14 protein-coding genes and 1 pseudogene are annotated in these 9,102 nt (G+C 33.8%); all 15 read left to right on the top strand.

Features of this window, described 5'->3' with window-relative positions; all coding sequences use genetic code 11:
- The coding region (locus U880_RS0100725; protein ID WP_024654382.1) for a PBSX family phage terminase large subunit at nt 1-792 on the top strand (792 nt) is incomplete at its 5' end.
- 19 nt (nt 793-811) lie between these two features.
- Nucleotides 812-1,855 (top strand): anti-CBASS protein Acb1 family protein, encoded by a 1,044-nt coding sequence (locus U880_RS0100720; RefSeq protein ID WP_024654381.1) that lies wholly within the window; start codon nt 812-814, stop codon nt 1,853-1,855.
- A gap of 49 nt (nt 1,856-1,904) precedes the next feature.
- Nucleotides 1,905-2,273, top strand: coding sequence for a hypothetical protein (locus U880_RS09705; protein WP_235047965.1), 369 nt, complete (start codon nt 1,905-1,907; stop codon nt 2,271-2,273).
- A gap of 35 nt (nt 2,274-2,308) precedes the next feature.
- Nucleotides 2,309-2,449 (top strand): hypothetical protein, encoded by a 141-nt coding sequence (locus U880_RS11615; RefSeq protein WP_235047964.1) that lies wholly within the window; start codon nt 2,309-2,311, stop codon nt 2,447-2,449.
- Nucleotides 2,427-2,963, top strand: coding sequence for a structural cement protein Gp24 (locus tag U880_RS0100710; RefSeq protein ID WP_235047963.1), 537 nt, complete (start codon nt 2,427-2,429; stop codon nt 2,961-2,963). The genes U880_RS11615 and U880_RS0100710 overlap by 23 nt, the downstream gene beginning before the upstream one ends.
- 21 nt (nt 2,964-2,984) lie before the next feature.
- Nucleotides 2,985-3,818, top strand: a complete 834-nt coding sequence (locus tag U880_RS0100705) for a hypothetical protein (protein WP_024654379.1) — start codon at nt 2,985-2,987, stop codon at nt 3,816-3,818.
- 29 nt (nt 3,819-3,847) lie between these two features.
- A complete protein-coding gene (locus U880_RS11040; protein ID WP_024654378.1) occupies nt 3,848-4,678 on the top strand; it encodes a hypothetical protein in 831 nt (276 codons plus the stop codon).
- A gap of 31 nt (nt 4,679-4,709) precedes the next feature.
- The gene (locus tag U880_RS0100695; RefSeq protein ID WP_038358611.1) at nt 4,710-5,078 is read left to right on the top strand and encodes a hypothetical protein; all 369 of its coding nucleotides are present in this window, start codon (nt 4,710-4,712) and stop codon (nt 5,076-5,078) included.
- 23 nt (nt 5,079-5,101) lie between these two features.
- The gene (locus U880_RS0100690) at nt 5,102-5,506 is read left to right on the top strand and encodes a hypothetical protein (RefSeq protein WP_024654376.1); all 405 of its coding nucleotides are present in this window, start codon (nt 5,102-5,104) and stop codon (nt 5,504-5,506) included.
- Nucleotides 5,503-5,958, top strand: coding sequence for a hypothetical protein (locus U880_RS0100685; RefSeq protein WP_024654375.1), 456 nt, complete (start codon nt 5,503-5,505; stop codon nt 5,956-5,958). Before U880_RS0100690 ends, U880_RS0100685 begins: the two co-directional genes overlap by 4 nt.
- A complete protein-coding gene (locus tag U880_RS0100680; protein ID WP_024654374.1) occupies nt 5,951-6,769 on the top strand; it encodes a hypothetical protein in 819 nt (272 codons plus the stop codon). Before U880_RS0100685 ends, U880_RS0100680 begins: the two co-directional genes overlap by 8 nt.
- Nucleotides 6,770-6,784: 15 nt before the next feature.
- The gene (locus U880_RS0100675; RefSeq protein ID WP_024654373.1) at nt 6,785-7,606 is read left to right on the top strand and encodes a hypothetical protein; all 822 of its coding nucleotides are present in this window, start codon (nt 6,785-6,787) and stop codon (nt 7,604-7,606) included.
- 22 nt (nt 7,607-7,628) lie between these two features.
- Nucleotides 7,629-8,093, top strand: a complete 465-nt coding sequence (locus tag U880_RS0100670; RefSeq protein WP_024654372.1) for a hypothetical protein — start codon at nt 7,629-7,631, stop codon at nt 8,091-8,093.
- Between the two features lie 8 nt (nt 8,094-8,101).
- Nucleotides 8,102-8,380 (top strand): hypothetical protein, encoded by a 279-nt coding sequence (locus tag U880_RS0100665; RefSeq protein WP_235047962.1) that lies wholly within the window; start codon nt 8,102-8,104, stop codon nt 8,378-8,380.
- A pseudogene (locus tag U880_RS0100660) lies at nt 8,377-9,102 on the top strand (tape measure protein); the annotation flags it as partial. The gene U880_RS0100665 and the pseudogene U880_RS0100660, both read left to right, overlap by 4 nt.

Here is a 9,102-nt window from a genome sequence, read left to right as displayed (position 1 = left end):
GATATTGAAAAACTTATTCCGACAATGAGAGAAAGAGGTGGTAGAATCTATATGTCGAGCAATCCAGTTCCGCGTTCTCATTGGCTTTACAAACGTTATATTGCAAATGAAGATAATCCTTCAGTGTGTGTGATCAAAAGTACTTATAGAGACAATCCATTTTTGAATGGAGGCGATGTTAATTCTTGGTTAGAGAAACAAAAACTTGCGTATCATGGCAATGATATTGGGTTTAGAATTGAAGTTTTAGGTGAAGAATTTGAATTTGGAACTGCTAGATTTATAAAACAGTTTAAAGTGTGCGATGAAAGTTTGATATCTAGAGTACAAGGCAGTTTTTACACTGGAGTGCACATAAAAGGAAATAGAGTTTGCTTGATAGAAATTCTTGTTGGAAGACTTGGTTATCTGCCACTAACAGTTGTAACTAATGCTAGTAGTAAAGTATTACTTTCAAGCGAAGATTATCAGCTTGAATTTGCGCGTTTTAGGGGAACTTTTGTTTTACCACATACTAGACAAGAGCTAAGATATGTTTTGTCTCGTTTTGGTAGAGGTTCTTTGATGGCTAGAAATCGTAGTCTGTATGTTCTCTCAGATTATCTTATCCCCAATAATTTGAATGTTGTAAAAAAAGAAGAGACCGAAGACGTAATTTTAGAGTTTCATGACACTGAATATTATTATGATGAGTCTTTTTCTAGTGAGAGTGGTATAGCTACAAATATTGTTATGCAAAGAGATTTACAGTATATACCAGCATTTTTGAATGCTGTGTCCATTTTTACGTAATTGGGCTACGGAGGTTTGATTGTTTAAGTTTAATTTTTTTAAAAGGAATTTTGATAAGAGTGCTGCTTCAAATTCAATATTTTATCCGACAAGCAGCAGTTGTTTGAATAGAGATTCGTCAAGACTTTCTCATCAAGTAGCAGAAATATATGCAGGATTTGCAGCATCTAGAGACATTGAGCACAAAAAAGGAGATGGGCTTGATGTGCTTTTTGATAACAATTTTAGAAGCGTGATCAAAAAGATGGTCTACACCTCAATTATTTCGGGGGAAAGTGCTTTTTACATAGTAGTTCCTGATTCTGAAGATCCCCGCACACCATTGAAGGATGGTTTTGAATCTCGTTGTTTCAATTTTGGTGAGGTTTGTGATGCAGATGATTTTTCTGTTGATCATATACATCCGACTCGTGTTATCAAAATGAAGTCGTCATTTTTGAATTTTTCGGCTTTAGAGAAGAGTAGTCGCATGATGAATTCTTTGCTTGATGAGACGGTTGGTTTTTTGAAGGTTAACAATTTTACTTTTCTAAAATCCGCAACTTTGCCATCAATCAAAGATATGACGGCACATGATCTTTCTGAACTTAAGAAAAATGTAGAAGGGGTTTTGGATAGTAATCATAAAATGATGATACTTGGTAAAGAAGATGATATTGCAAATATTACACGTTCTGTAAGTCCTATAAGAGATGCATTTGAGATTATTGTGTCTGATGTGACGCTCTATTCTGGAATTCCTAAAGAAGTACTATATCCCACATCTCCGTCTGGGGAGGGAAGTGTTGGAAATTATGACATATTCTATCTGAATATTGAGCAAATATGTAAGTTAATGATGGCGCCTTTTATCAATGCAGTTCTGAAGAAATTTAGACTTGAATCTAATTGGCAATTTAAGGCTGTGAAGCCGATTAGTCAAAAAGAACAAGCTGATATTGAAGAGAAACATGCGCGTACTCTGTCTTTATATGCAGATATTTTAGAAAAGGCTAATGAGATGGGTAATTTAGATCTTGTGAACAAAATTCAGTTTGAACTTAACGAATTTTTGCAAGTTTAGTGAGAATTGATTTATGTAAGTTGTTTGACTTTGGAAAAAGGAGGTAAATATGAAAAGTGAACAATTAGATGATATTTCTTTATCAACTACCAATAATTTTGCTTCTGATGTTGGTAATAGAGAAAGTGTAACAATTTCTTTTGAAGAGTATGAAAAGTTGATCTCAGATTCTAAGAGAATACCAGAGATAATTCAGGATTTTGAGAAGAGATTAGCAGAAGGTGAGAGAGATAAGAAACAAGCTGAAAAGAAGGCCGAACTTAATGCATTCAGGGATTCTAAGATTTTGTCACAATTACAGGATGCGTCCAAGCAGTATGATATTTCTCCAGAATTTGAAAAGGTTAGTAGTATCAAGGATGCAAAGTTGGCATTTTTAGATGCTATGAAAAGAAAATATGATATTAAGTTCAAGTAGATGAATCTGGAGATCTTGATGCACAGATTGATAATATGAGTTTCCTTGTACAACAACTTACAGCTTACAAGCAAATGAATAATGCACGTGGTAGATCTGTTGGAGAGATTGTAAATAATACCATGGCACAGAGATATAAAGATAAAATTGCTAATGTTGGGTTTGCGCATGCATAAATTTAGTTTTTCCGGTTCAGAAAAAAGTTTTTTACCAGGATTTGAACATAAGAGTGGAATTCATGAAACTGAGTCTGCAATAGTTGATGCTGATTCAGAGGCTATATTGCCTGGGGATTTAGTAATAGTTAGTAAGTCCTCTAATATGGGAGATATTTTGGTAAAAAAAGCAACATCTAGTACTACAAACACTGATGTTGTTCGTGGATTTGCTATGAAAAAGACCTATATACCTTCATATGAAACAGAAAAGTACTTACCAGGAGAAGTTGTTCCTATTAGAAGACGTGGTGAAGTAGTAGTAACTCTTGATACATCATATACAACTCCTAAAATTGGGCATTATGTCTTTTTCAAAGATGGGAAACTTGTCCAAGACAAAAATGGTAAAGGTGGAGTTCAGGTGGGTAGAATCAAGGACATAAGCATTAGTACTTCAAGTAAAGTTGTGTTATTAGATGCTCAAATTGGTCATGAATATGATACTAGCGGTAATAGAAAATTTTCTTCATAAAAATAGGGGGCTTTGTAATATATGAGTAGAGGTATTTTTTCAGAATTCAATGGCAGTTATCATGGGGATATTTTACGTCTTGCAAAAAAGGGGCTTGAAGATTTAGTGCCTTATAAGGTCATAAATAGAAGTGATCTTAGAGATGGGTATTTTGTGGCTCGTAAATCAACAGCTAGGCATAATGTTACTTCGAGTGCTGGAGATTATAGTAATGAGATTGGGATGAGTGGTAATTCCGTTGAGGAAATTACATATAAAATGCATGTATTTAATACGCTTCAACGTATACCGCAAAGGGATTTGATTGATGGTGAGATAAATGAGGATGAGGTTAAGTCTAATTTAGAACTCGCTCTTATAAAAAATGCTTATAATTCACTTGTTTTTGGAAAGCCATCTATTAAGATGGAGGGTATTGCAACACTTTCCGGTAGAACTAAGTTAACGGCTACACAGGCTTCGTCATTAACTACTGGAACTACTTTACATCAAAAAGTTGTGGAAGCGAAACTTAAATCTGAGGATTATAAAGAGGAATTTGAGGGAGTTTACCAATTGCTCTTACCACATAAGTTTGCACATCTCTTGTTGGATCTTTATAGTGAACCTCAATACATAACAGTAAGAGAGTCACTTCTAAAAGACCATAAGATATTAACGAAGATATTTAAAGGACTTGAACATCCAATTCTTTACGAACCTGATCCCGCAATAATGTTTGTTCCGATTATGTCTGAAATAAGCTTTAGAAGATTTGGAGGCATTGAGGGTGATTTCATTCATGCATCAATGCGGTCTGCAGGAGTTGTGCATTTTAATCCTGCAGAAGTTGTTGAGATAACTATTAGTAGTTAGTTATTTGTTTTTAGGGAGGTTTAGAAAATATGGATCAAAGTATTTTTTTTTCACAATCTGTTGGTAATTATCATGAAGATATTTCAAATCTTGCAAAAGAAGAGAAGCTTGAAGATTTAGTGCCTTTTAAGGTGATAAGTAGAAATAATATTCAAGATGGGTGTTATGTATTTTACAATATTGGTAGTGATGATATTACTTCAAATGCTGGAGATGCTTCTGCTGGAGATTATAGCAAGATTTACAGAAGATTTTTGTATAGGATGCATTTGTTTAGTTGCGGGATATCTGTATCACACAGTTCTTTGATGTTTGGTACTGAGAATGATAATACAATTAAGGCTGATTTAGGACCTGCTCTTATGAGAAATATTTTTCACTCGGTTCTTCTTGGAGACTCATTGAAGAATATTGAAGGTATTGCAACACTTTCTGGTAGAACTAAATTAACAGCTACAGAGGCTTCGTCATTAACTACTGGGATTGCTTTATATCAAAAGGTTGTGGAAGCTAAACGTAAATCTGAGGAGTATAAGAAAAGATTGAATGGATCTTATGTGTTACTATTACCACATAAGTTTTCACATCTCTTAGTAGATCTTTACAATGAACCTCATTATATAACAGTGCGAGATGTACTTCTGAAAGACCATAATATATTAGCAAGAGTATTTAAAGGACTTGAACATCCAATTCTTTACGAACCTGATCCTTCAATAATGTTTGTTCCTATTATGTCTGAAATAGGCTTTAGAAGATTTGGAGACATAGAATATGAATATATCCATGCATCAATGCAGACAGCAGGAGTTGTTCATTTGAATCCAAAAGAAGTTGTTGAGATAACTATTAGTAGTTAGTTATTTGGCTTATCGAGAGATTGACTAATATATGAATCAAGATGTTGATATTAGTGATAACGATGTTTTGCTTGATAAGTGGATCAGTATGACTTCTGTAGAATATTTACGTATGATGTGTATGAAAGATGATGGTCGTATAGATATACCATTGAGTCTTAGGCCAGAGCTTTTAGAGTGTTTAAGGTATACAAAGTCGATTCTGGGTCTTTATCATGTTGAAAGTGATGCTTATGATAATTGGTTATTTATATTGCTAGAGGTAGTGTATACTGACGTATTTCATTCTAAATGCTTCAAGTCGGGGGATCAAAAAGATTGCAAATTCAAAAAGTTGCTTGATCAGATTGATTCTCTTTTTGCTAGAGTTGATCAGAGTACTTTTTTGAGTATTGGGTAAGTAAATTTCAGAGGTTAAGATTTGTGATTAACGTTAATGATATTAAGTCTAAGATTAGTAAATCGATTTTTGATAAAGCAAAAAGTTTTATTGGACTTAAGATAAATAAGAATCTTGGTGTTTTAAAATCACAAGTTCCAGGTCGACTTCGTAATATCACTAGTATTAAAACTCAAGAGACTTCTAAAGGTGTCAATATTGAGGTTAAAGTAAATTCTCCTTTGTCTAGGATGTTAGATTCAGGGGATGCATACAGTTCATATTCTAATCTTAGCTTATCCAGGATTAAAATGTGGGCTTCTCATAAGGGACTTATTGATTCAGCTGTTCCTATATGGCTGAAGATAAAAAATAGAGGACCTAAAAAACAATATACAGATTGGATCAATACAGATCTTATTCCCAAGACAAAGGATTTGTTAAAATGAAATTTATCGAAAAATTTTTACATACATTAAAGAAAGATTTGAATAATTATTTGTTTTCTAATAAGTTTGCAACAACTCAAATTTACTATAAATCTGAGATCCCTACTTGTACTACCTTAAATCTTCCAGTCGTAGTTTTTGCGTTAAAAGGCTTAGGTGAGGTTGTACTTAGGTGTAAAAGTTATTCGTTCGCTATAAGTCTTGATTTTTTAGTTTACACGGAGTGTACAGAGCATAAACCAACTATTGGTCTTGAGATTGCAACTTTGATAGTTAACTTTTTAGTTGTAAATTATTCTCTTCAATCATTTTCCATTGATGATTCACAAATTTTAGAGGGCGATGACAAAGATACTCAGATGGTAACTATAATAAGGAGCACTCTTGGTATTAGGATTAACAGTGGTGATTTGGGTTTATTGTGTCCAAAAAAGGAGAAAGTGAATGGCTGAACAAAAATTGAAAATGCCCTTAGGGCTTGTTTTGGTATCAGTTGATATACCTAAATTCAAATGGTGTTTTAATGGGAGCACAATTAAGAGCGAGACTGCTCCTAGTGATGGGGAACTTAAAGATTTGGTTGTAAAAGATTTACCTTTTTCAACTACAAAACCTACTAAGTGGAAATCAATCAAAGAATGTGTTTTTAGGGTAAAAACTGTCAGTGCAAATTCTAAGCTTGGGACTTTGAATTTGAAACAAGGTAGCATTGTGTACTATCACGATGTCATGTATAGTTCTTTGAAAGACTGTTTTGTTGATAATGATGAGATAGAAGTTCTACTTTTTAGAACTTATTGTGTTGGCAATTCATATTCAATCACTTCAACTAAAGCTACTGAAACATTGAAGACGGTATGTGGTTCAATTTCGGCTATTGGGAAAATTCCAGAACAAACAGTTGAGTTTTCAGGGTATTCTATTCGTGAGACTTCTGAGAATAAGGATGAGTTGCTTGAGACTTATGTTGAGCATTCTCATTTTATAAATTTGGATGTTAGTAAGAAGAATGGTAATGGGTATGCTTTTGGTAGGCAGATATTACCGCGTAATTATGAGTTTTTTGCACTTTTTGTAAATCAAGGACAAAGTGAAGGTCAGAGAACTAAATTTATGATTGGCGAAGGACAAATTGCAACATTTAATCCAAGTCAAGATTTGTCGAATCAAAAAATTGATCAAAAATATCAATTAACGCTTTCAAAGCCATTAGTTTCAGTGTCTTATGATTATATTGCTGGTGCAAAGTTTTTTGAGGTTTAAAAGAGGAGAAATTAAATGGCTGAACAAAAATTGAAAATGCCCTTAGGGCTTGTTTTGGTATCAGTTGATGTACCTAAATTTAAATGGTGCTTTACAGGGACAGAGATAAAGGATACCACTGCTGTTGACGGAGTTTCGCCAAAGGATCTTGTTGTAAAAGACTTACCTTTTTCAACTACAAAACCTAGTAAGTGGAAATCAATCAAAGAATGTGTTTTTAGGGTAAAAACTGTCAGTGCAAATTCTAAGCTTGGAACTTTGAATTTGAAACAAGGTAGCATTGTGTACTATCACGATTCAATGTGCGAAGAATTGAAAAAATGTTTTGATAATAATGATGAGATAGAAGTATTACTTTTTAGAACTTATTGTGTTGGCAATTCATATTCAATCAGTTCAACCAAAGCTACGGAGACATTAAAGACGGTATGTGGTTCAATTTCGGCTATTGGGAAAATTCCAGAACAAACAGTTGAGTTTTCAGGGTATTCTATTCGTGAGACTTCTGAGAATAAGGATGAGTTGCTTGAGACTTATGTTGAGCATTCTCATTTTATAAATTTGGATGTTAGTAAGAATAATAGTAGTGATGGGTATACTTTTGGTAGGCAGATATTACCACGTAATTATGAGTTTTTTGCACTTTTTGTAAATCAGGGACAAAGTGAAGGTCAGAGAACTAAATTTATGATTGGCGAAGGGCAAATTGCAACATTTAATCCAAGTCAGGATTTGTCAAATCAAAAGATTGATCAAAAATATCAATTAACGCTTTCAAAGCCATTAGTTTCAGCGTCTTATGATTATATTGCTGGTGCAAAATTTTTTGAAGTTTGATTAGAGAGGAGGTTATATTGCTATGTTAGTTAATGTTAATTTATCGGGTCGTATTGAGTTGCCTTATATTCCGGATTATCTTCGAAAACAAGGAGATGTGGTTCATAAGAGTGGTACTGCTGCTGAGAGAGAAAAATCTGCTAATGAAGATGCATTTGTGATACTTGAAGGTATCAATTATGGATTTATCGAGGAACTTAAAGCTTTTCAAGTTGAATTATTTCAAAAAATATCTAAAAATTCTCTCAAAGAAATTGATCCTAAAGCAGCTATAGACGTAAATAAGAGACAGTTGGAATTTGTTAAAAAAATTTGGAGAGATAATGTTGTAGGATTTGTTGGATTGTTTGATCAGGATAATCAACCTGTAACTAAGGAAGTGGTTGAGAAGGATGCTATTTTGTTACAAGATATGTTATCAAATTTAGCAATTGAGATTTACAATGTATCAGATACCTTAAAGGTAGAGCGTGTTGCAAAAAAGTAGAACTTGCCTTGTATTATATCGCTAGACGAGACCATTATGACAAGGCATTAAAATTTACAGAAAGACTACAGAGGAAATTTTTGCAAGACATGAAAGAAGAAATTGCTTGGATTAAATACAATGAAGAGTGTTTGATGCATTTGATCAATCAGGCGTTGATTTCACGAAGTTTGGGGATTCTTCCACGAGGAGGGGGACTTTTTGATCAAAATTATTGGTTTGTGCTTGTTTACAATGAGCTTAATCTTTACATCAAACAACTTGAAAATGAGAGTATAAGTAAATGAATCTTGATGACATTATAATTCCTTTGTCGATTGTTACAAACAATGAGATGAAGTTAAATGACATATCTGAGCAACTTCACAAAATAGCGTCACAAGAATTTCAAAACTTAGAAGATTTGAAGTCAAGGTTAGAGACTGCGATAAATACGGGCGATGGTTTCAACATTGTTTGTGAAGCTTTGATTGAGAATACTCGAAGGATGGGTGATAATTTCAAAAATCTTGCTTCAGCCGTCAAAGTTGTTGGAAGTAATAGTACCAAAAGTTTCAAAAGCGTTGGGAGCACTCTAAAACGTGTTGGTAAAAATTTGTTCAATGTAAAAAATATGGCAAATGCAGCAGCGGACGCTTTAGAGAGAATGGTAAATACTATTGGTCCTATAGTTTTGATTGTGAAAACTCTTCAAATGGCGGGCAATGCTGTTAATAATGTTTTTACAGGCGCTATGGAGTCTTTAGAATCATTTAACAATGAAGTTAGTGTTTTTTCACAGATGCTAAATAACGATAGTCTTGGAAAAGCTTTAGCCGATGATATGAATGCTTTTGGGGAACAAACCACATTTACTAGTGAAGCTATAAGTAGTGCTGCTCAAACCATGTTATCTTATGGAGCTTCTGCTTCTGAAGTTAGTCAACGTATGCGTATGTTTGGGGAGGCTGCGGGGAATAGTAGTGAAGGACTTACAAAGTTGGCAGAGATCTATTCTAAAGTAGAGGCT

Origin of the sequence: Borrelia hispanica CRI (assembly GCF_000500065.1) — a bacterium.
GTDB classification, from domain to species: Bacteria; Spirochaetota; Spirochaetia; order Borreliales; family Borreliaceae; genus Borrelia; species Borrelia hispanica.
The sequence above is the reverse complement of the archived record's forward strand: the minus strand, read 5'-3'. Positions and strand labels throughout refer to the sequence as shown.